The organism is Fervidobacterium riparium (genome assembly GCF_025370035.1).
GTDB lineage: Bacteria > Thermotogota > Thermotogae > Thermotogales > Fervidobacteriaceae > Fervidobacterium > Fervidobacterium gondwanense.
The window spans coordinates 446,982-471,000 of record NZ_CP009277.1; the positions used below are offsets into that span (position 1 = coordinate 446,982).

The window sequence follows — 24,019 nt, forward strand, 5'->3', positions numbered from 1 at the left end:
TCAGGCAATTATTCAGTGGGAGTGACGAAGAGAGTTTTGAAGTTCGAGTACAGCACGAGTCCGGGTTTAAAGCCTCTTGGTTTTTTTACGTACTTCACCTGCGTGTAATCGACAGGTACTTTGGTCGAGTATTTGCCTTTGCTGTAGTATGCGGCCAGTTTTGCGGCGTACTGCAGTGTTTCATCATCAATGGGCTTTCCATTAGTCTTTACAACTACGTGAGCACCGGGCATGCCTTGGACGTGTAGCCACAAATCGTGTTCGCTCGCCTTCCTAACGAGTTCATCGTTCTGTCTGTTGTTTCTGCCGACAAATATCGTAAATCCATTGAATGTATACCTTCTTGGTTCTGAATGCGTCACAACCTTTGTATTTTTCTTGCCTTTGTGCTTCTTTATCAATTCACCTTCAACCATTTCTTCCTCGATATCGAGCAAATCGTCAAGTGTCTCAGCGTTCTCTATCGTATTTTGAAGCTGTCTCAAATACGAAAGCTCACGCTCGAGTATTTCCTTTCTCTCGCTGAGTCCTTCGAGTTTCTTTTTCAGCTTGTTGTACATCTTGAAGTATTTTACGCTGTTTTCTATCGCTGAAAGGTGTTTTTCAAGCGGTATTCTAACTTCTTCGTTCGTCTCCCAATCGGTGAGAGTAACTTCTTCAAGCCCGTGTCCTATTTGATAGCTGTACGCTTTGAGCAGCTCGCCGAATTTTCTGTATTTTTCAGCATTCTTACACTCTTCGACTTCCTTCTCGATGCTATCTATTAACTTTTCGTATGCTTCAATTTTGCTATTCACTATACTCAGCAGCTGGTTCTTTTTTTGAGTCAATTTATCTTTCTTCTCAACGAATTCAAAATATTCGTTTACACACTCAACGGGATTCTCGCATCTTTTGAAATCTGTGTACTTGTGCAATCTGAAAACGGATATATCGATTGGCATGTCGTTTTCGTAATACACATACAGCTGGTTTTCGCTGAGCTCCCGTCTAATCGAGGCTATGGCTTCAAGGAGTGCATTTAAATGCTCGTCGCTTATCTGACTTAGCGCCATATCATCCAAATCTGCTCTGAAAAGCAGCTCCTCAGCTGTAAGTCTCGAAAAGCCTTGGATGGTAGAATAGATAAACTCAGAAATTGCCTTCTGTTTCGGAAAATGCTCTAACGCAACGCTAAGGCTATCAGCAGTTACCTCTTCTATATTCATCTTATTGGACGCAAAGAGGACAAACTTCTCACCAGGGTTGATATTTCTAAATCGCGTCTCAATTCTTTTGTATGCGTCTAATATAACACCGTTCTCCACTAAGATAACATTTGAATGTTTCCCCATGATGTCTATGTAGAGCTTATATTCGTGCTTCTGACCTATTTCGTCAGTCTTCTTTAATTCAAGAACAACCGTTCGGTCATATCCGATTGATGAGAATTTGGAAACTTTTGCTCCTCTGATTCTGCTTCGCAAGAAGTCTACAAATGTCTGTTTTTCGGGTTCTTTTACTATATGTTCTGTGAAAGAGATGTGTGCAAAATTCGGATTCAACGAAATCTTCAAATCACCAGCGTCAAATGAAAAGTAGAGAACTTTGTCTTCTAAATATATGTTTCTTAAGTTCAGTCCGTTTATGTGTTCTTCAATCTTTCCAGCGGTGATTCTCATGACAAAGCCGTCAAATGCCATCGAAGTACTCCTCTCTTAGAGTTAACTTGTGCATCAGTACCCGCTTTTCGGGTCTATGATATTCTTTGGAAGACCACCTGAGAGAATAAGCCGGATGTTTTCTACCGTCTCATCTATCCTTCCAACTTGCCCTTCTATTGTAAATCCTCCTACATGCGGTGATATAACCACGTTTTTAAATCTGTGGATTGGGTAGTGAGATGGGAGTTGAACAGTGTGAACAGCATCTGGGTAGAGATACCATGTATCTATGCCAGCACCTGCCAAAATTCCATTCTTCAAGCCGTAATACAGAGCGTGTTCGTCTATAATTTGTCCTCTGCCTACATTTATTAAGAATTTTCCATGCATCATTTCAATACGTTCTTTGTTTATCAGTCCATAGGTTTCCTTCGTCAGCGGTAGGGCAACGAATATGATCTTTCCAAAGCTAATAGCTTCATCGAGGTTGTTCGTCACATAATGCACATTCTCAACGGGCTCAACCGTTTTCTTGTACCCCATAATCTGGCAGTCAAAGCCGGACAACAGCTTTGCAATGTTCCTTCCAATAGCTCCAAGCCCGAGAATTGAAACTTTCTTGCCTTGGAGCGAAAACCAAAAATCTTCAGGATGAGAACCGGCCTCGTATCCGTGCCAAACACCTTCAGCCAGGTCGTTGTGAAACTCAACAATCCTTCCGAGCAATGCAAGTGCAAGTGCAACAGCCCTTTCAGCCACTATCTTCCCGTTTCCGTGGTTATTCGCTACGATTATACCTCGATCGTTCAATAGCTCCAGCGGAAGCCCGTTGACACCAGCCCATGGAACGAGGACAAATCTGAGATTCTTCGCTTTTTCGACTTGTTCTCTTGAAAGTGAACCGGTTACTATCACATGAGCATCCTCGATGTGTTTCTCAGCTTCTTCCCTATCTTTTGGGATGACAAATTCGTCGTTTGGAAATTCAGATTTGAGGTCCATCACCCGCTCTTTGAAGTAATCAAGCATTTTGGTAAGAAATAGTATTTTCATATGCTTCCCCCTTGCACGAAGTTGTTATCTGTTCTTTGATTATTATACCATAGTATACGAGTAGTATACGTACATTAGCATGTTAAAAATGGTCCCTGCGTTTTTGCGAGGGACCTCGATTTTTCTAATTAAGTATAAGTTCTTTACTGAATTGTGTGTTAAAAGGTGGTTTAGAACTTAGAAGAACGTTGAAAGTGTAAGGTAAATTATCGCACTTACTCCTGCTGCGAATGGGACGGTGATGAACCAAGATATGATAATTTCTTTAAGAACACCGAAGTTAACGACTTCTATACCTCTTGCAAGTCCAACGCCCGTAACAGCACCGACGACGGTGTGTGTAGTACTGATTGGGAAGCCGAATATTGATGAGAGAAGCACTGTTGTCGCTGTACCGAAGTCAACAGAGAATCCTCTTGTATTGTTGAGTTCGGTTATATTATGCCCTATCGTCTCCATGACTTTGTATCCGTAAAGAAGCACGCCAAGAGCTATACCGAGCCCACCAATGAAGAGTATGTATTTTGGTATCTCGACGCTTTGGATGTTTGTAATTTCCGCTTTCTCGAGCATGAATATGAGGGCGATTGGACCAACCGCGTTAGCAACGTCGTTTGCACCGTGAGAGAAACAGACGTACGCAGATGTCATGACTTGAACCTTCTTGAAGATATTCTCGACGGCATCGTATTCATCGGATGAGTTTTTCTTGATATAGCGCCTTATCAAGACAAGAGAAACTGCGAACGAGAGAACAAATAAAATTGTCGAATAAACGAACGCAACTGAGTATGTTTGTTTCAGGGTCTTTATTATGAACAGTAAGGAAATGAAGAAGAAGGTAAATCCAATCATAATCGGGGCAACAGTTTTTGCGGCTTCCAGTGGACTTTTCCTGTGTAATATGCTCACAACTATGATTTTGAATACGAGATAGGCAAGAATTCCACCAACAACAGGGGATATGAACCAAGAGAGGACGATTTTAAGGAGCTTTGACCAGTAAACAACTTTCATTCCACCACTTGCCAAACCGAAACCGATCATACCACCGATTATCGAATGTGTCGTCGAAACGGGCATACCGTAAACGGTTGCGAACATAACCCAGATACCAGCAGCAAATAGAGCTGATATAGCACCGTATATAACGAGCTTTGGGTCTTGAAGGTGATCAATTGCGACTATGCCGCTTGCTATTGTCTTCGTAACAGCCGCACCGAACATAACAGCGCCGAGGAACTCAAGGAAGGAAGCCATGAACGCAGCTTGCTTGGGCGTTATAGCCTTTGCGCCAACAGCAGTTGCCATACCATTAGCGACATCGTTCGCACCTATTGCGAAAGCCATAAACATCCCAACGAGAATCGCAATGAATGTTATCATTTTGCTTTACCTCCTATGGGTTTTTATATGTTTATATACCTAATCGTTTGAGGGGGCAAAGTGATTTTTTCACATTTCAGAAACTTTCATCAAGATGTTCATGAAGATAATCAAGAGTGTCAAGAATGCGTTATCATCCTTATCCTTTCGACAGCATTCTTAGCCCTATCTTCTATTCTCATGAGTAGTATGACGACGCTATTCAAGAACATTATGTCCACCGCATTCATTTCGTTCTTCTTTGCAAAGAGTTTCTTGCCAATCAATAAACCAAGCTCATCAGACGAATGTTCTTCGCTTTCAACGACTGCAACACTTTCATCCTCAAGCTTTATTTCCTTTTGCGAAAATGCAGATTCAACTATAGTCCTGAGCCTTTTAACGGTTTCAGACATGTGCTCAACACTCTTGTCAACCACATCTGCGAGCCTTAAAATATCATTTTTTATTTCTTCTGAAACGTTTTCAACCCGATTCATCGTAAGCATCTTCACAATATCGTCCGTCAAATCTATGATTGTATCAACATTGTGAAGAATATCTAAGAAATCCGATTTGTTAAAATAAGTCCACTTGAGCTTTCCGTATATTTCCCGAACCTGAACCTTGATATGATCAGCTTTATCCTCTAACTCATCTATTCTTTTTGATTCTTCATCTACAGTCTGAAAATCGAGATATTTACCCAACGCATCTTTCATTATCTGAGAAGCTTGAGAGCACAACACAGCGTGTTCACTAAGCATTTCTAAAGGTGACTGATAGGGTATCAGCTTTTTGAATATATTTGCCATTCGAACACCCCTTTCCAAGTCTTTTTCGCTTTCTTTCGAAAACCTCGTAAATTATAGCATAGAATGAAAAAAATACAATATTGGTGGTTATTCTTTTATAAAGTCAATTATTGACTTTACAATAATGCTCATCTGTTCTTCTTTTGTTATTTTAGCTTGTTTATCTCCTTTTTGGAAGCCGTAATATCCAAACTGAGAATGGTTTCCACCGTCAATCAGTACATACTTCGTAATGCTTGGATGCAATGGCTTTTTTTCCTTTATTTTCTGTGGTGTAGCAAGTCCGTCCTCTGACGCGTATATCGATAATACTTTCAAGTCCAGTTTCGAAACGTCTTTCGCTGGATAGGATGCCATCAGTATCAGCCCAGCAACATCATCTTTGTACTTGTACACAAATTCTGATGCAGCAACGCCACCTAAGGAATGCCCTGCCACGTACCATTTTATATCAGGGAATTTCATTATCACATCAGATGCGGCCTCTGTGTCAAATATGGCGAAGTTCATCGGAGCTTCGAGTACAACTGCAATTATACCTTTCTCAGCTAATCTGTACCCGATTGGCGTGTAAGCTCTATTTTCAACATGCCCACCAGGATAGATTATAACCCCTACCTCAGGTGCATCGGTCTTAGGGATAAAGTAAATATGTTTATCGACCAAGACATCAACCATATTTGATGATTTTAAATACTCGCTGACTTCTGGTAGTGCCTTCATAGGACTGTAAGCCCATGTTATGAACACAAACAATGGAATTGAAAGAAGTAAAATCAACCAACTTATTAAAGAACCGTATTTGTTCATCCTCTTCACCTCAATGCGATCTCTCGAAAAACGATTTCCTTTGGCTTGATTCTGTAATTTCCTATATTTTTACCTTCGAACAAAATCTCAACATTCTTCTCGTAATTGTCATTGTTGAGGACTACTAAAAACTTATTATTTTCATTCTCCAACAAGAACGGGAATGTCCCTATAACATCTTTTCGAGTGCCTGTTAGCTTTATTTTACTATAAAATCCGAGACTGTGTAAGATATACTCGAAGAATTTCAAATTTCCATTGAATTCGGTCGATATTACTGTTATGTTTCCCTTTCTCACTGCGCATGGCTTTTCAATCTGTGAAATACATGCAAGTTTCTCAGTTTCATTATCGGTAGGTTCAAATTTCAATTCTCTAGCCCAATATGTTCTGAATTCTTTAAAAATCCCCTTAGGAGAATATACCGACAGGAAGAACTTGTGAGAAGCATTATATTCTTCGCCGGGAGATATTTCAAGATTGTTGATCAAATATGTGCAAGGTGAACCGTCTGAAGAATACAGCGGGAGATCACCATAAAGGAGTACTTTGCCGCCTTTATTCACAAAGTCAACAATCTTTTTTTGAATTGAAAAAGACATGTATCTTGCTGCAGGGATGATTAAGAGTGCATCGCCTATGGGTTCTTTTTTCTCTAAGTCGATGAATCTGTACCTATAACCCATAATCAACAAAGATTTTAGGAAACTGTCCCAGAAGTTGTAACCTCTTCTGATTTCTATGTTCGGTCTTTTTTTGTTATGGAACGTGTACTCAGTTCTGTAATATTCGTCCAAGTATGCCACGTAAATGTCATCGTATACCAATTTAAAATTGCCGGCTGTCTGCTTCTCAATGTTTTTCAAAGGTTCGTTTGCTAATTTGATGTATTCGTATGGATAGTCTGGTGTGCCATCTGGAGATACAGGAGCGGCAAAGCCATGCAATTCTCCTGTGAACGCTATCCTACCATTTCCATCGAAAGGTTCTGTGTCAAGTTTCCAGTTCGTTCCTCCACTGAAAAGGTAATAATTCAGAAATCTGTTACCTTGAATATAGCACAAAGCTGCCTTTTGTATTGTAGAATTCGGGTCAATCCTCTGACCGAAGTTGTCGCCGTAGTCACCGCTGCCGCATTCAAACTCCATACTCCCGTATACCTTATCTGAGGTAGCATTCATCATCTCGTTTATGTTCCACAAGTCGTGGAAGTTGTGTAGAGAGTACTCGCCAAGATAAATGTCGGTCGATGGAAAAACATTAGACAGTGGGAATGTTTCTTTTAGTTGTGATATGCCGATAGGAAAAGTATGACCACGACCACCCGATGTTCCATGAATGTTTACGATGAAGTTAGTATCGATTCCAAGATTTTCGAAGATGCTCTTCAGTTTCTCCACGTAAATTGCATATTCCTGCCTAATGAAAATCGAATAATCTTCAACGAACTTTTCCGAATATTCTTGAGAAGGACTCCTAAGTAAAGAATAGACGTGATCATCCTTTTCAAGTTCAAAACCGTATCTAAGCTTGTCGTGGTACTTTTCTGTGAGCCAATCTATGAACCTATCGAGCGTGAAGTCCGAAAGGTCAGGTGAGTTGTTCACCCAGTGCAACATTCCTATCTCGTTGTCAAGCTGAATCGCTATTATATTGCCGCAATTTTGTATCAATCTTGGCTTGATGATTTTTGACAACTCGGCGTACCATCTCTCAACTTCAGAGATGAAGTCGGGATGATTGTAGACAAGAATCGCACTTTCAACCTTCTTTGAATTCCAGCTAACTGGTATTAAGTGAGGCTTCTCTTCGTATATCCAGTACGGTATACCTTCGTTTTTCAATTCCGCCATTACGAAAGGTCCTGGCCTCGCTATGAAATACATGCCGTAATTTGCCACGAGGTCTATGAATTTAGCTACATCGTAATTTCCAGAAAAGTCGAACGAACCTCTCTTTTGTTCGTGAACAAGCCAAGGAATGTAAGATGCAATTGTGTTGCAACCTGCGTCTTTTGCAAGCTCTATCCTCTTTTCCCACTCTTCTTGTGCTAAGCGGAAGTAATGAATCTCCGCCGATACGATAAGTTCCTCACCCAATATCCTCTGTTGCCTATTAATCATCTCCACACCTCTTTTCCAATTTTCTAATGATTTCTAATAAACTTCGCATTTGGTTTTAACCTCGAACATTGTTTGTTGAAACATTTCAATGAAGTTCCTTAAGTCCGCTCGTAATATATTTTACCATATTCTACTACAAAACTTCGGAATTGGATGTTTTTGAAAATGAGAATTCTGTTGAATCTTTTTCAAATCAATGTGGTAAAATTAAGTGAAACGTTTAATGAAAAAAACAGTGGGGAGGATTAGGTATGGCAACCATAAAAGACGTGGCAAAACGAGCGGGGGTTTCGATTTCAACAGTCTCGTACGTGTTGAACAACACGGGAAAAATAAGTGAAGAGACTCGGCAGAAGGTTCTAAGAGCAATTGAAGAACTGAATTATGTACCGAACAAATTTGCAAAGCATCTCAAAAAACAGCAGTATGATTTGGTTGCACTTGTCGTTCATGAGATAAAGGGTCCTTTTTACGATGCACTTGTCCGTGGCATACAGGACGTGCTCCATTCGTTTGGATACAACCTCTTGATTTACTGTACTTTGGAAAACAGGCGCCAAGATGTCGACAAGTTTCTCAGAACCGGTATTGTAGGCGGTTTGCTGGTGATGACGCCTGCTGTGAAGAACGAGGACATTGTAAAGTGGTCCAAAGAAATCAGCATTGTGACACTTGATAGGGCACTTAAAGAAAAGAATGTAAAGAGTGTGAGGGTTGACAACGAAAAAGGTGCTTACGAGGTTGTGAAGTATCTCTATTCAAGCGGACATAGAAGGATAGGATTTATAAAAGGTGCAAAGGATTCTTTGGATGCAAAGGAAAGGTATAAAGGATTTGTTCGGGCTATGAATGAGCTGAAGCTTGAGATAAGAGATAGCGATGTGCTTGAGGGTGATTTCACAGAGGAATCTGGCTATTCAGCGATGCTTGAATACCTTTCAAGTAGGAAAAGAAAGGACTTACCAACTGCGTTTTTCTGTTCAAACGATGAGATGGCAATCGGGGCAATGCAAGCACTTAAAGAGAATGGATTAAAGATACCAGACGAAGTGTCTATTGTAGGATTTGATGACATAGAGCTCGCATCTTACGTGATCCCTTCGCTAACAACAGTCAGAAGACCTATGTACCAGCTTGGATCATTTGCCGCCCACATGCTTCTTAGTGTGATTCAAAATAAGGAAGCTGATATATCGAACGTTGTCCTTGATGTCAGCCTCGTTATAAGAGATTCAACAAAGAAGATAGGAGGATAAGTGTAGAAAATCGTAGCAAAAAATAGAAAAAAGGTGAATAATTAGTGTCCGAGTCTTTATTCTTTTCCAGAAGTGACTATTTGCTTTTCGCTCATAAAAAGGATTGTGTTATTATATCTTAGTGAAATATGGTGAAACGTTTAATCGATATTTCAATTCAACAATTTGAACATGCGGTTAGCCTATGGGGTGGATAGCATTGAGAAAATTGGGAGAGGTTAGAACTCGAAGATTAGAAGTTAAAGGTGCAAAGTTTGTACTCGACGGGAAAGAAAGGGTATTCTTCTCAGCTGAACTCCACTATTTTAGGGTAAATCCATCAGAATGGGAAGATAGAGTGATTAAGATAAAGGACGCAGGATTTGACAGCGTAAGTTCTTATGTTCCTTGGTTTTGGCATGAATACGAAGAGAGAAGGTTCGATTTTTCAGGTGTTACTGATCCAAGAAGGAATTTAATCGGCTTTCTTCGATTGTTAGAAAAATACGATTTGGGTTTAATCTTCAAGCCAGGACCATATATAATGTCGGAACTTAAAAACGAAGGCCTCCCATTTTGGATCTACAATGCTGTCCCGCAGGCTATTGCAAGAACTATGGATGGTAAACAGCATCCGACGAAAGTCTTTTCATATCTCCATCCAGATTACTTGAGATTTGTTGAAAGATGGTACAAGAACGTTGCAGAGATTATAAGAGCTTTCAATAATGTCTGGTTAGTGCAGGTCGACAACGAGGTCGGGATGTTGCAGTGGATCACAACACATGGCGATTACAATGAGAATACTATTCGAAAATTTCGTGATTATCTTGAAGAAAAAGGATTAGTTGAATGTGTATATGAGATAGATAACTGGTCTTATGGCAAGGCTTTTTCACAGAGGCTTATGATTGAGTATCATGTCTTTATCAGGCAGTATTACAAGGAATACCTCGAAACGCTTAAGCGGTATCTGGAAGAATCCGGAATCGATTTGCCAGTTATCGTAAATATCCACGGGTTCGATATGGTAGAGTACGCCAAAAGGGGCAAGAGGTATCCAATCGGCGTATCACAGCTCTATTCGTGTGGCGTGTCAGAAAACGTCCTTCTATCAGGAGATTATTATATCGGGAATGTAGTTCATGAGAATTTCAGTGATTTGGCTATAGCGAATGCCATTATGTACGCTGTTCAAGATAGGAATCAGCCTCTTTTCTCAGCGGAGTTCCAAAGTGGGTTTCAGCTGGACAAGCCTAAGCTCTTGCCATCTACCCTTGAACTGACATCGTTGCAGTGCATCGGTAACGGCATGAATGGGGTTAATTACTACATGTTCGTTGGTGGGACTAATCCAGAAGGCTCTGCATTGATGGGAAGTTACCACGATTGGCAAGCACCTATATCCTTGAACGGAGAACTTAGAAGAGGGTATTTTGTTCTCAAGAATTTGATTGCTAAGGTGCGGCAATTCGAGCCCGATATTGCGAAATCAAACCCTGTTTTTGATACTTATTTTGGATTCATACCAGAGTATTATTCGACAGAACATTTTAAAGAACACGGCTTCGATATTTCTGATTTGGAATTTAAAAGGGATGTGTCCATATTCGATGGAGTTATAAGGGGATTGAAGTTGTTAAATTACAACTTCGGTGGGATTAACTTAAGTAATACAGCAAGTGTGTTAGATCCGTCTTCGGTTAAAAGCCTTTGGGTATTTTCATACAAAAGAATGCCACTGCGTATCCAAAAATCTCTCGTAGATTACATAATACACGGCGGTAGGCTCGTAATCTTTCCTGAGATTCCAGTAGAGGATGAATTCGGTAATGAATGTAGAGTGCTTATGGATGTGCTTGAAATAGAAGAGATTGCAAAATCTGGATGGAATATGGTTCAGTCTTTCGGTATAGAAATCAACGCGTTCCATGTAGATACGTATAAACTCTCAGGTGAATACACTGCTTTTGCACACAATGAAGATTCAAAAGTTTGTGGATTTGCAAAAGAAATAGGGAAGGGGAAGGCTGTTATCTTGGGATTTGGTTTGGAACTTGAACGGGAATACAAGTTGGGTGTCGTGAGAAGAGTTTGTGAAATGCTTAATATAGAAAGAAGCTTCGAGGTTGAATGTCAAGATTTTGTGGATGTGTACGTTCGAAGGAGCGACAGTAAATGCTTCATATTTGTAAATAACTACGATGAATATGACAAAGATGCTATCGTTTCGATTAATGGACAGAATGTGAAGGTAAGGTCAAAGGCAAGAAGTGGGGAGATCATATCACTTGACTTGGACTAAGAGAGAAGATTGAGACGGGGATAGCGAATAAATAACTAAGATAACGAAGGGAGCTGGATTGGTGTGGGAAAGCTATTTGAGAGTAAGTACGGGTATTTCACTGAAGATGGAAAGGAATATGTTATAACCAACCCGCGTACACCGCGACCCTGGGTGAATGTGATAAGTAACGGTGACTACTCCATCATAGCTTCGCACACGGGGAGTGGATATTCTTGGAGAGGAAATGCTGGTCAGAATAGGATCACGAGACTTTACCAAGATCTCGTAAAAGATAACTGGGGAAAGTATTTCTACATCAGAGATCTTGAGAGTGGAAAATACTGGTCCGCCGCATGGAAGCCAGTCATGTCGGATTATCAACTTTACGAAGTAACACACGGCATCGGCTATACGGTTTATCGACACAAGGTAGAAGATATCTATTCAGAGATGAAAGTCTTCGTGACCGTTAAAGATCCAGTTGAAATAATCCATCTAAGATTGAGAAACGACAGCAGTAAGACGCGAAGATTGGACGTTACATCCTATTTTGAATGGGTACTTGGCAACTTCCCAGACGAACATCGAGAGTTTCACAAGCTCTTTATAGTCCCCGAGTTCAAGGGTAATACGATATACGTGCGCAAGTATTTGGGTCAGTTCCCCGATGAAAAGGGCAGATGGAACAATACGAATTGGGACCATGTAGCATTCCACAGCGTCAGCCTCCCTGTAAAGTCGTTCACGTGCGACAAGGAATCTTTTGTTGGTATGTACAAAGATGAAAAATTCCCAATTGCAATGACGATCGAAAAGCTCGACAACAAGTGCGATAGATTTGGCGATGCGTGTGCATCTTTGCAGGTAGAACTTACGCTTGAACCAACGGAAGAAATAGAAATAGTCTTCACAGTCGGAGCAGCTAAGATCGGTGAAGAAGATGCTGAAGAACTGTCAAAAAGATACACAAATGTGGAGAGAGCGAGGGAAGAATTCGAGAATGTGAGAAAGTTCTGGCTGGATTTGCTCGAAAAGGAATTGGTCGAGACACCGGACGAGGGTCTTAACATAATGACGAATTATTGGGTGAAGTATCAAGCGATTTCTGGGAGAATATGGGCAAAGTCGGGATATTACCAAGTTTCAGCAGGGTATGGCTTTAGAGACCAACTTCAAGACTCTCAGATTTTCTTCTCGCTTAACCCTGAACTCGCAAAAAAGCAGATACTCTTACATGCCGAGCACCAATTCCAAGAGGGTGATGTACTACACTGGTGGTTCACTATCAGAGGTGGCGGACCAAGAACTCACTGTTCGGACGACTTGTTGTGGTTGCCATTCATCACGCAAGAGTACATAAAGGAAACGATGGATTATTCTATTCTCGACGAAGTTGTACCTTACGTTGATGGCGGAAAAGGTACTTTGTATGAACACTGCAAGAGGGCAATAGAGAAAGCGTTCAAAAGATTTTCACCGAGGGGATTACCGCTGATAGGAGAGAACGATTGGAACGACGGGATGAACGCCGTTGGTACCGACTGGAAAGGCGAGAGTGTCTGGCTCGCTCACTTCATGTACTTGCTGCTTAAAGAATTCATACCGTTGATCGAACTCAAAGGCGATTTGAGATTCGCAGCGAAATGCAAAGATACATTGGAAGTTTTAAAGGAATCGGTCAATAGATACGCATGGGATGGTGAATGGTTCATAAGGGCAACGAAAGACGACGGGGAGGAGATAGGTTCGAAGAAGAACGAAGAAGGTTTCATCTTCCTGAATGCGCAAACATGGGCGGTAATAAGCGATATTACAGATGAAGAGAGAAAGATACGTGCTATGGAGTCAGTGAAGAAATATCTTCTCAAAGATTACGGTGCACTACTTCTATATCCAGCTTATACGAAGCCAAGGAGCGATATAGGTTACATAACAAGATACGCACCTGGATTGCGAGAAAACGGTGGAGTTTATACTCACGCTGCAACATGGGCTGTCTGGGCGTTTGCTTTGATGAGAGATGTTGAGGCGATGTACAAAGCGTACAGAGGTATATGTCCGCCTTACAGAAGTGAGGACATCGATAAATACTGGGCAGAACCCTACGTCACGTGTGGCAATTCCGACGGACCGATATCTCCACACTACGGTCGTGGGGGCTGGACGTGGTACACAGGCTCTGCACAGTGGTTGCACAGAGTAGCTACTCACTGGATTCTCGGTATAAGGCCAAACTATGGATATCTCGATATAGATCCCGTCATTCCATCGAATTGGTCTGGATTCACTTACAAGCGCTATTTTGGCAATACGCTTTACACTGTTTTAGTGAAGAACCCAAATAATGTGAGTTATGGAGTTAAGAAGCTTTTATTAGACGGAGAAGAAGTTGAGAAAGTTCCAATACTTAAAGATGGTAGAGAGCATACGGTTGAGGTTATCCTCGGTTAATTACCTTCAACTACCTTATGAAAGGGAGGGAAGCTGTATGAAAAAGGTGTTTTTGGCGGGTTTACTCTTAGTTCTTGCCGTAGTATCGTTTGGAAAAGTAACGATTACTTACGTCAACTGGAACCTCGGTCTTGATATCGAAAGGGACATGGTCCAGGAATTCATGAAGCTCTATCCAGACATCGAAGTGAAGATTGTAACAGCGGAAGGCAACTACGAAGACTGGCTCATTGCTCAAGCGGCTGCTGGTAAATTACCAGATGTGATAATGATTCCAAACATACCGATGGCGTTGACGAACGACTGGGCACTTGACCTCACGAAAATGGCATTGGCTGACCCAGAATGGAAGAACATCCCAGCGCCTCTTAGAAACGCTACCGTTTACAACAACAAGATCTACGGTGTGCCAGCAGGTCTTTACTTCATGGGATATTTTGTAAACGACGAACTCTTCGAGAAGTACAACGTCAAACCATTGAAATTCGCACCGTCGTGGGCAGAATTCTTGAATGCGGTAAAGAAACTCACCATTCCAAAAGATGGAATCATCGGTCTTGCCGAAGAAGTACAGATTCCTGAATGGTATCCAGCGATGAAGAACTTGAGGCTCGGATGGTACACATGGGATGGAAAACAGTACAACTTGGATGACCCGTCGTTCCTTGAAGCTGTAAACATTGCAAAGCAACTCTGGCAAGGTAAGTACGTTTACGACGCTCTGCCGGAAGAGCAGAAGAAACAGTACAACGCAGGTTGGTACGGCGATGTTTGGAATCAGGGAAAGATAGCCATCAGATGGTCTGGAACATGGGATACAACATTCTTTGCAACACTGCCTTTCAAGAGCAGATTCATAGGTGTTCCCGGCGGTAGAACGCCGGTTGTCGGCGACTTCTTCGTTATATCAAAGACAACTAAGAACCCAAAAGAAGCGTTCTTGTTCGCAAAATTCGTAACGTTCGGAAGAGATGGTATCCTCAAGAGACTTGAAATAGACAAGAAAAATCAGTGGTCTTCGTTGCCCCTCACAACGGAAAAGGCCGTACTCGATAAGTACTTCGCAGTGAAGAAGCTCTTCCCGGGTCTTGACGAAGCGTATGCAAAGATTGGAACTGGAATCATCGAGGGCGTCAAAATCGTTCCGGGTTACATCCAATCAAGATGGACTGCACCAACGGGTATCAAAGTGGGAGACAATCCAAATGCAAACATCGGAGATGTGATTTGGAACGCAATGAGAGGTAGCGTCAACATCGCAGATTACGTGAAACAACTCAACAAAATAGCCAACGAACAGTATCAAAATGCAGTTAAGAAAATTGCTGTGATGACGAAGTAAGCTCAGGCGATTCATACAGCTATTTGTCAGACTTTAGTTTTTAGGAGGGAACTGAAATAATTAGAAAAGTATTAATCGCAATAGTGATAGTGTTTTCCATAATCTTTTTCACAACGACATATGCACAAGATTATGAAAAAGCAAGTGACATAGATAACTATATGACATATCACAAAGCACTCTCAAGATTCTTCACGACCCCTCTCGTAACTGGGGAAACCCTTTGGGGTTCTCCCCAGTTATCTGTTGATATGCAAGCCGGTGGTTCAATTGAGTTTGAAATACCTTGTCAAAATTCCGGAGTTTGGAACATCCGACTGGATTATGTTGTAACATCAAAGCAGATATTACCTCCAGAAATCTCTGTAACTTTAAACGACAGCGTACCTTTTATAGAAGCGCAAGGCATTCCGCTGATCCAATTTTGGAAATACGAAGAAGGTAAATTCCCAAAGAACAGGTACAACGATGAAGTTTTACCGAACCAATATATCGTTCGTGAAGTATTTTCTTATTACTTGAAAAGCCCTACGGGAATTGAGAAAGAACCACTTTTCTTCAAAGTAGATCCGCCGATTACGAGGCTTAAGATAACTCTCAAAAGCGGGAGTATAAATCTAAAACGAGTGGTCTTGGAAAGGCCAGTGAAGCCACAGGCTTATACATTACCGAAAGGTGCAAGAGAGAACACGGGAGATAGTAAGGTAATAATCGAGGCAGAGCGCCCACAGATGAAGAGTGATCCTTCGACGAATGCGATATCGATAAGAACGCCGGAGGTAGTTCCGTACACCACATACAACTTGCTTCTCAACGCATTCGGTGGAGATAACTGGAAACAGCCGGGGCAAATTGTCACGTATTCTTTTGAAGTGCCACAGGATGGATATTATAAATTAGCTGTGAAGTATCTACAGAATTCGAAACCAGACTTCACAAGCTTTAGAACCGTTTATATCGATGGAAAAGTTCTTTATGAAGATATGATTTACTTACCGTTTAAGTATACGACAAATTGGAAAATAGAAACTTTGAACGCAAGAAATGGAGAACCATTGTATTTCTATTTAAAGAAGGGGATCCATACAGTTTCTTTCGAAGTTAACGCTTCTGTCTATTCGAACGTTCTAAACGATTTGAAATCAATGATTGATTATATAAATGATCTCGCCTTAAAAGTGAAATACATATCCGGGGGGCAGACAGATAGGAATATTGAGTGGGAGATAAGAGATTATTTCCCAGATATAGATGAAAAACTCGCATATTTGATTTCAAAGACAAGAGAGCTAAAGAAAGAGATTGCTCAAATAAATAAAAATACATCGAATACCGAATACGTGTCTTTGAATATAGTTGAAATGTTCTTGGAACGTTTGAGAAAGGACCCAAACAAGATTCCAAACAGGATAGAGATGCTTGTTGGAAGTACCGGGTCGGTATTGTCAGAGCTTTCAAATGCGTACAACGGACTCCAGCAGATGCCACTTACGATCGATCAGATTTATATCTACCAAGGGAAAGATATTGACCGGACTGTGAAGGTTTCGTTTTTTAAGATCTTTTTGGAAGGTTTGAAGCGGTTCGTACATTCGTTTATCAGGCAAAAATCGTACACTGAAACTGCTGAATCAAAAGTGGTGTTGGAAGTCTGGGTGAACAGGCCAAGACAGTACGTGGATATTCTCCAACAACTTGTGGACAAGGAGTTCACTCCTAAAACGGGAATATACGTTGACCTGTCGATAATGCGGGACGAAGGGAAGTTGATCCTGGCGAATGCTGCGAAGAAATCACCGGACATCGCACTTGGAATAAGCAACTGGATTCCTTTTGAGATGGGAATAAGGGGAGCTGCACTTGATTTGAGAAGGTTCTCGGATTTTGTGGAATACTCAAAGAATTTCTATCCGGGATCACTTCTTCCGTACTTGTACGAGGAACATTGCTATGGGTTGCCCGAAACACTCGATTTCTATGTGTTATTCTACAGGACAGATATTATTAATTACTTGAAGATACCGATACCAAACACGTGGGAAGATGTAAAGACTATACTTCCAGAGCTTCAGAGGAACGGGATGAATTTTTATTTACCATTGGGTGGCTCGACTTCGTTCAAAGCTTGGATGACAACCGCACCGTTCATCTATCAGTACCACGGTAAACTCTTTACAGATGATGGTTTGAAAACAGCGATAGGCGATAGTAAAACTTTAAGGGCGTTAAAAGAGATGACAGAACTCTTCACCATGTACGGTATTCCAACTCAAGTAGCCAATTTCTTCGAAAGCTTTAGAAAAGGTGAAATTCCGATCGGTGTTGGCAACCTCGGAACGTATGTCCAGTTAACCATCGCAGCTCCTGAATTGAAAGGCATGTGGTCGATAGTGCCGTCGCCGGGTGTTGAGTGGAACGGTGTGATCGAAAGATGGCAGACTGGTTCTGCTCAAGCGGTTGCGATATTTAATGACACGAAATATCCTATGGAATCGTGGGAATTTGTAAAATGGTGGCTTTCAGAAGAAACCCAAAGGCAATTTATAAATCAAGTAGTGAGCACTTACGGTATAGAGTTTTTAATGATTCCTGCAAATAGGAATGCTGTAAGTTGGTTGCCAATAAGACAGTCAGATTTGTCAGTTATAAAGTCACAGTTTGAGTGGTTGCAGGAAGTTCCAAAGATGCCGGCAAGCTATATCTTGGAGAGGGAAATCAGTAATATCTGGAACAAGGTTGTTCTCGAAGGTAAACCGTTGAGGGTTGCTGTAGACGACGGCATCAATGTTGTTAACAAAGAGTTCGCAAGGAAGCTTGAAGAATTCGGATATTACGAAAACGGTAAACCGGTTAGACCGTTCAAGATTTACGAACTGGAAGATATTCTCACTTGGTATAAATAGAGAAGGTGGTTGAATGAAAAAATACGATCGCAAATGGATAATTACATTCCTTTCTCCTTATATCTTGCTCTTCAGCATATTTATAATTCTTCCAACGATACTCGCTGTTTTGCTGTCGTTCACAAATTTCAACACTATACAATTTCCAAGATTCATTGGCGTGAAGAACTATATTTCTCTTTTTACGACCGACAGTGTCTTTATGCAGTACGTTCTTCCGAATACGATAAAATTCGCTATCATCGTAGGTCCGTTGGGTTATTTCTTGGCATTCTTCCTTGCATGGATGTTAGCCCAGATTCCAAGGGTGCCGAGAACTATCCTTTCTCTAATAATATACTCACCATCAATGACCGTTGGCGTTGCGATGCAGGTTATATGGTTGACGATTTTTAGCGGTGATAAGTCTGGATATCTGAATAGCTTTTTGTTAAGGCTTGGACTGATTGATCAGCCCGTCCAATGGCTGCAGTCGCCAAAGTACCTTTTTACCACTATGGTTATAGTAACTTTGTGGAGCAGTATGGGGGTTGGTTTCTTAGCGATGCTCGCAGGCGTGTTGAACACAGACCCGCAGATATACGAAGCTGGCTATGTCGATGGGATATCGAAAAGGTGGCAAGAAATCTTCTATCTCACGATACCAATGATGAAACCGCAAATGCTATTCGGTGCAGTTATGTCAGTTGTTTCGACGTTTCAGGCTGGTTATATTGGAGTCATGCTCTCAGGATCGAATCCGACGCCTCAGTACTCCGGTCAGCTCATAGTGAACCACATCGAAGATTTCGGATTTATGAGGTACGAAATGGGGTACGCTGCTGCGATTTCCGTCGTCCTCTTAATCATGATTTGGGTAAGTTCAAAATTCGTCTGGGCACTGTTTTTAGAGAAGGATTGACAAGGTTCGCTTTTCTTGTTCAAGGGGTGATGTAGATGGCATTTAAAGGTACTAAGATAAATCCAGAGAGGTTCGATAAGAGTCAAATAAAATTTTACGTATTCTTGATACCACTCGCCATTTTTATGGCGATTCCCCTTGTTTTCATCTTTTCAAACGCATTCAAACCGTACAGTGAACTCTTCGCATTTCCACCACGGATATTTGTGAGGAACCCGACTCTGCAGAACTTCAGGCTTTTGTTCAGCTCGATGACACAGTCCGGCATACCTGTCAGCCGGTATCTTTTCAACAGCTTTTTAATATCGATTGCCGTAGTGTTTTTATCGATTCTCATCAGCACGATGGCTGGATATATACTCTCTAAGAAGAATTTTAGACTAAAGAAATTATTATTTGAAATCAATACGTTAGCACTTATGTTTGTCCCAATCGCAGTCTCTATTCCAAGGTACGTTATTATTGCGAGGCTCGGACTCATCGATAACTTCCTTGCTCACATCCTGCCAAACCTCGCAATGCCCGTTGGATTGTTTTTAGTAAAGCAATTCATTGATCAAATTCCAGATTCGTTGATCGAAGCTGCGAAGATCGACGGTGCGAGCGATTGGTATATATATTTGAAGGTTATTCTTCCACTTACAAGACCCGCAGTCGCCACTGTAGCGATTCTGTCGTTCCAGACTGCGTGGAATTCAACAGAAGCATCACTTATATACATAAACAACGAGAGTTTAAAGAATTTTGCGTATTACATGTCGACGCTAAGTGGAAGTGCCGGTACGGTTGCCGGTGCAGGTATTGCAGCTGCAGCCGCTTCTATAATGTTCTTGCCCAATTTGATAATATTCATATTCACGCAGAGCAAAGTAATGAACACTATGGCGCACTCAGGTATTAAATAATAATCACCCATCACGAAGGAGACAAGAATATGAAGTTGTCAGCTATGAGATTTGTCTTGATCTTTTGTTTTCTCTTTTCATTACTCTTTACATTAACACTCTTTGCTAATACGCCGTATTATACCTACACACTCGGTGTGGGTAACAATATAGTTCGCATACAGGACGCATTTGAACCTTTCGAAAAGCTGATTTTCGATACAAGTTCAGTTTCTGATATATTCTGGAAATTTGGCAAACTTTACCTTGCGGATACTCAGAATGCTGTAGTTGTAGTGTTCGATATGGGGAGCAGAACTTATTCGTACATCGGGGAAGGACAGTTGTTGAACCCTGAGGGGATATACGTAGACGATAACGGCAACGTCTACGTTGCAGATTCCTGGGGACAGAGTGTCTACAAGTTTTCAAATGATGGGGAATTGTTGCTCACGATTACAAAACCCGAGTCTCCAATATACGGAAAGTCGAACGATTTCATACCTCTAAAAGTTGCAGCTGACAAGAGGGGGAACATATACGTCGTATGTCAGGGCGTGACGAACGGGCTTGCAGTTTTCAATAGCGAAGGTAGATTCCTAAGCTTTTTTGGTGCAAACACGCCAAAGGTTACGCTCAGGATGGTACTCCAAAGGCTCGTCTTTACAGAATCTCAAAAAGCCCAGCTGCTGAGGATAAGACCTCCTTCGCCAACGAGTTTGGCAATAGATTCGGTCAATTCGGTTTGGACAGTGACACAGGGGTTATTTGAAGATGCAATTAAGAGATTCAACGTGGCCGGTGTGAATGTCTATCCATCTTTGACTGTATCAGACGTAAACTTCATTGATATCGCACTTGACAACCTTGGAAATGTTTATGCGCTCTCGACAAATGGGATGATCTACACTTACGACTTGCTTGGAAATTTAATTTTTGCCTTCGGTGGGCAGAGTTTCTACGAGAACCGGTTGGGGTTATTCAGAACACCAGCCGCCATTACCGTTTCCGAAGATGGAAAGATATTCGTTCTGGATAAGGAGGATGGAAGCGTTGTCGTACTCAGACCGACGAAATTTGGCAGTCTTGTGTTAAAAGGCGTGCATTACTACAACCAGGGAATGTATATGGAAAGCGAACAGATATGGCGAGAAATAAAACAGATGAACTCAGCATTCGCACTTACATACAGGGTGCTTGGAAATGTAGAGTTCAAGAAAGAGAATTATTCAACAGCGTTCGAATATTTCAGATTGGCACAAGATTCAAAGGGCTATTCCGACGCATTTTGGTACATACGCAATCAGTGGATTCAAAGAATAGTTGGACCAATTTTCGTGTTAGTAGTGGCAATCGCATTGTTTGATTTGATAAGAACGGTTTTGATTAGACAGGGGATAATACAAAAAGGCGAACGCAGAAAGAAATTGAAAGACAACTGGATACTGAGGCAAATTAAATACACTATTTTATTCTTGAAAAATCCATTCGATGGCGTTTACGAATTGAAAAAACATAACAGCATTTCCTTTGTAACCGGGATTATCCTGTATCTAATACTTTACTTGGAAAATATACTTATCAGACTCATAGGTTCGCCTTTGTTCTTTGGATTTGGAGCTAAGAGGATAGATTTCTTGAATCTCTTTGTTGATACTTACAGGCTCTTCTTCCTTTTCGTTCTTGGAAACTTCCTCGTGAGTGAAATATCAGAAGGTGAGGGGCGATTCAAGGATATCTTCATCGGTACTATAGTATCGTTCTTACCGTATATCCTATTCTCAGTTCCTATAGCTTTAATCACAAACATACTTACACTGAATGAGTCTTTCATCTACACATTCTCTATGCAAGTAATCTGGGGTTGGTCGCTCATATTACTCTTCATCGTAATAGCGCAGATACACAACTTCTCATTTGGTGAGACAGTTAAGAACATTTTGCTTACGATCTTCGCGATGATACTGATAACTATCTTGATAGCCATAGTTTCGATATTAGTGAGAGAAGAGATTTCTTTCTTCACCTCTGTCTTCGAGGAGTTGATCTTCCGTGCTAAAGTCAGATAAGTATTCTGCGATAAGAAGAATTGCCTTTAAAAGCGTTTTGGTGTTCTTAACAATAGTGCTCATAGCACTCTTGGTTAAGAGTGGACCAGAGGTTGTTACTCAGGTCACTCAAAAGACCTTTGAGGAGGCACCTTACAGATTTCATGTTCCGGATTATTTGCTGAAACTCGAAAATAACATTCTAAGTGTTGGTATCGATCCAAGATCACTCGCGTTCATAGTCGAGGACAAACGAAATGGTGCTATCTGGAAGTCCGTTATGCCGAATGAAGATAGCGAACTGAACCAAACTTGGAATCTGTTCTTCAATTCAAGTATCAGCGTAGAATTTTACGACTCTTCTAAAAATGTTAGGAGAGCGTATTTGACAAGAGATGGCGAGGTTTCTAAATATTCTTATGCTGATTCATCGCTGACAGCTCATGTAAGATTCGGAAATGTCGGGATCTCATTCGATGTTATTTACGAACTCGTAGATGATTCTCTAAGGATTTCCGTGAATAATATCAAAGAAAGCGAATACAAGATTTTGGGAATTTACGTATATCCATACATTGGAGCGTCAAAAGGAACAGTAGCTGGAAGTTTCTTAGTAGCGGACGGTGTCGGGGCAAAGATTGACCTTTCAAAAACAACTACCGCTACCGCTCCATTGAAGATGAGGATGTATGGTGAAGATATCGGGTTCCAAGAAGTTATCCCTTACAAGTACTTCAAGAACGTAAAATCACCCGAGAACTACGCTCTGCCAATTTATGGGATTATATACAACGAGGGCCAGAATTCGAAAGGGCTTTTGGGTGTTATCGAAAAAGGCGACTTTTATGCAGAGATAAATGCGTATAGATCAGGTATTGTTACACCTTTTAACTGGATATCCCCGCGAATAGTCTTGAGAGATATGCACAAGAAGTTGCTCAACAAAGCTGGGGAAGGTATAACTATACCTCAAGAGGAAATCAATACGACAAGTTTTTCAGTCCGATATTTCTTCATAAGTCAGCCGTCTGAATACTCTCTTGAGTATTCTTTACTTAGACGATTTGTTGAAGAGTACGTAGAGGAAAAAACTGCTGTAGAATCAAGAGCACCAATGTTTAAGTTCGACATCCTAATGTCTGAGGCTAAAAAATCCACTTTTGGATACTCTTTGGTCGAAATGACGACGGAAGAAGATTTAACGAAGATGAAAGAGATGTTGAACAGAATATCGAAAGAAAACATTTTTGTTTTGCGCGGTTATTCGAAGGGCGGTTTGTCGATTAATTCTCCTATCCATATTCCGTTCGAGAAAAAAGTTATGAATAACGCAAATAACCTTTCAAAAGATTATTTCTACGTTGAATATATCAGTGTTTCGAAAGAGTCTAAAAGCGTTCGAAAGAACTACATAGCACAGAATAGATTAGAACAGCTTATGGAGTATGAAAATACTTACATAATCTCACCGTACGCAGTGAAAAGAATTTTAGATGAGGAATTGGCGGAGTTTTCAGAGTACGGTATAAGCAATTTTGCGATTGGAACCTTTGGTAAGCTTATGTACTCCACTTACACCGATAACCGGCAAGATGTCTTCGAGGTATTGAGCGAGGCTTTTTCGAAGATGTCAAAGGCTATCGTATATGGGACAAACTGGTATGTAACAAAAGTTGCAGGTATGATATCCGATGCTCCCCTTTCCAATTCCATGTACGAAATTGAGGATGAAGAATTTCCGATTGTTCCGTATATTCTCAGGCATTTCGGTCCTGTGTTTTCAAAACCGCTTAATTTGTCCTCAGATTACAATTACGAGCTTTTGAAATGTATAGAATACGGCGTTCTTCCGTCGTTCTACCTGACTTGGGAGAATTCTGAAAAGCTTGTTGAAACGCAATCAAGAGATTTAATATCGACTAAGTTTACTGACTGGTACGAGAAGATCAAAGAAGCTCGAGAGTTGTACAGCAAAGCGCTTGGATTTTTCTTATCTGTTCCAAGGCACAGGCAGGAGATTTCGAAAGGCGTATATAAGGTCACCTATGAAAATGAAACTGTTGTAGTCTTCAATTACACGGACAAGGTTATAAATGTAGATGGAATTACCGTAGAACCTATGTCCTTTGCGGTAATTAATAAGCAGTGAGGAAGAGGTG

15 protein-coding genes are annotated in these 24,019 nt (G+C 41.1%); 9 read left to right on the plus strand and 6 right to left on the minus strand.

Annotated features, from left to right (window positions below; genetic code table 11):
- Positions 1-8: 8 nt before the first annotated feature.
- From IB67_RS02015 to IB67_RS02040, 6 genes are all read right to left on the minus strand, one after another.
- Positions 9-1,682 carry an Rqc2 family fibronectin-binding protein gene (locus tag IB67_RS02015; RefSeq protein WP_072757096.1) on the minus strand — a complete coding sequence of 558 codons (1,674 nt, stop codon included), beginning with the start codon at positions 1,680-1,682 and terminating at the stop codon, positions 9-11.
- Positions 1,683-1,715: 33 nt separating this feature from the next.
- Positions 1,716-2,696 carry a 2-hydroxyacid dehydrogenase gene (locus tag IB67_RS02020; RefSeq protein ID WP_072757094.1) on the minus strand — a complete coding sequence of 327 codons (981 nt, stop codon included), beginning with the start codon at positions 2,694-2,696 and terminating at the stop codon, positions 1,716-1,718.
- 177 nt (positions 2,697-2,873) lie between these two features.
- Entirely contained in the window at positions 2,874-4,082 is a 1,209-nt protein-coding gene (locus IB67_RS02025; protein ID WP_339746067.1) for an inorganic phosphate transporter, read from the minus strand.
- A gap of 119 nt (positions 4,083-4,201) precedes the next feature.
- Positions 4,202-4,876, minus strand: a complete 675-nt coding sequence (locus IB67_RS02030) for a DUF47 domain-containing protein (protein WP_072757090.1) — start codon at positions 4,874-4,876, stop codon at positions 4,202-4,204.
- An 87-nt stretch (positions 4,877-4,963) separates the two neighbouring features.
- The gene (locus tag IB67_RS02035) at positions 4,964-5,686 is read right to left on the minus strand and encodes an alpha/beta hydrolase (protein ID WP_072757088.1); all 723 of its coding nucleotides are present in this window, start codon (positions 5,684-5,686) and stop codon (positions 4,964-4,966) included.
- Between the two features lie 5 nt (positions 5,687-5,691).
- Positions 5,692-7,809 (minus strand): beta-galactosidase, encoded by a 2,118-nt coding sequence (locus tag IB67_RS02040; protein ID WP_072757086.1) that lies wholly within the window; start codon positions 7,807-7,809, stop codon positions 5,692-5,694.
- A 251-nt stretch (positions 7,810-8,060) separates the two neighbouring features.
- Here IB67_RS02040 and IB67_RS02045 point away from each other — a divergent pair, with 251 nt between their 5' ends.
- The 9 genes from IB67_RS02045 (at position 8,061) to IB67_RS02085 (ending at position 24,009) form a co-directional block, all read left to right on the plus strand.
- Entirely contained in the window at positions 8,061-9,065 is a 1,005-nt protein-coding gene (locus IB67_RS02045; protein ID WP_072757084.1) for a LacI family DNA-binding transcriptional regulator, read from the plus strand.
- A gap of 199 nt (positions 9,066-9,264) precedes the next feature.
- Entirely contained in the window at positions 9,265-11,349 is a 2,085-nt protein-coding gene (locus tag IB67_RS02050) for a beta-galactosidase (protein WP_072757082.1), read from the plus strand.
- Between the two features lie 63 nt (positions 11,350-11,412).
- Positions 11,413-13,782, plus strand: coding sequence for a glycoside hydrolase family 94 protein (locus IB67_RS02055; RefSeq protein ID WP_072757080.1), 2,370 nt, complete (start codon positions 11,413-11,415; stop codon positions 13,780-13,782).
- A 37-nt stretch (positions 13,783-13,819) separates the two neighbouring features.
- Positions 13,820-15,124 carry an ABC transporter substrate-binding protein gene (locus IB67_RS02060; protein WP_072757078.1) on the plus strand — a complete coding sequence of 435 codons (1,305 nt, stop codon included), beginning with the start codon at positions 13,820-13,822 and terminating at the stop codon, positions 15,122-15,124.
- Positions 15,125-15,207: 83 nt separating this feature from the next.
- On the plus strand, positions 15,208-18,027 hold the full coding sequence (locus IB67_RS02065) for an extracellular solute-binding protein (protein WP_339746078.1): 2,820 nt from the start codon (positions 15,208-15,210) through the stop codon (positions 18,025-18,027).
- Between the two features lie 13 nt (positions 18,028-18,040).
- The gene (locus tag IB67_RS02070; protein ID WP_072757074.1) at positions 18,041-18,928 is read left to right on the plus strand and encodes a carbohydrate ABC transporter permease; all 888 of its coding nucleotides are present in this window, start codon (positions 18,041-18,043) and stop codon (positions 18,926-18,928) included.
- Positions 18,929-18,963: 35 nt separating this feature from the next.
- Positions 18,964-19,833 (plus strand): carbohydrate ABC transporter permease, encoded by an 870-nt coding sequence (locus tag IB67_RS02075; RefSeq protein ID WP_072757073.1) that lies wholly within the window; start codon positions 18,964-18,966, stop codon positions 19,831-19,833.
- Between the two features lie 29 nt (positions 19,834-19,862).
- Complete coding sequence (locus IB67_RS02080) at positions 19,863-21,881, plus strand: gluconolactonase (protein WP_498875405.1); 2,019 nt, start codon at positions 19,863-19,865, stop codon at positions 21,879-21,881.
- Entirely contained in the window at positions 21,865-24,009 is a 2,145-nt protein-coding gene (locus IB67_RS02085) for a DUF5696 domain-containing protein (protein ID WP_072757071.1), read from the plus strand. Before IB67_RS02080 ends, IB67_RS02085 begins: the two co-directional genes overlap by 17 nt.
- Positions 24,010-24,019: the final 10 nt, after the last annotated feature.

Bases quoted from the DNA above. Each gene is read 5' to 3' on its own strand.
- IB67_RS02025 (WP_339746067.1), bottom strand. From the start codon at position 4,082: ATGATAACATTCATTGCGATTCTCGTTGGGATGTTTATGGCTTTCGCA.
- IB67_RS02040 (WP_072757086.1), bottom strand. From the start codon at position 7,809: ATGATTAATAGGCAACAGAGGATATTGGGTGAGGAACTTATCGTATCG.
- IB67_RS02070 (WP_072757074.1), top strand. From the start codon at position 18,041: ATGAAAAAATACGATCGCAAATGGATAATTACATTCCTTTCTCCTTAT.
- IB67_RS02075 (WP_072757073.1), top strand. From the start codon at position 18,964: ATGGCATTTAAAGGTACTAAGATAAATCCAGAGAGGTTCGATAAGAGT.
- IB67_RS02080 (WP_498875405.1), top strand. From the start codon at position 19,863: ATGAAGTTGTCAGCTATGAGATTTGTCTTGATCTTTTGTTTTCTCTTT.
- IB67_RS02035 (WP_072757088.1), bottom strand. From the start codon at position 5,686: ATGAACAAATACGGTTCTTTAATAAGTTGGTTGATTTTACTTCTTTCA.
- IB67_RS02020 (WP_072757094.1), bottom strand. From the start codon at position 2,696: ATGAAAATACTATTTCTTACCAAAATGCTTGATTACTTCAAAGAGCGG.
- IB67_RS02030 (WP_072757090.1), bottom strand. From the start codon at position 4,876: ATGGCAAATATATTCAAAAAGCTGATACCCTATCAGTCACCTTTAGAA.
- IB67_RS02060 (WP_072757078.1), top strand. From the start codon at position 13,820: ATGAAAAAGGTGTTTTTGGCGGGTTTACTCTTAGTTCTTGCCGTAGTA.
- IB67_RS02015 (WP_072757096.1), bottom strand. From the start codon at position 1,682: ATGGCATTTGACGGCTTTGTCATGAGAATCACCGCTGGAAAGATTGAA.
- IB67_RS02045 (WP_072757084.1), top strand. From the start codon at position 8,061: ATGGCAACCATAAAAGACGTGGCAAAACGAGCGGGGGTTTCGATTTCA.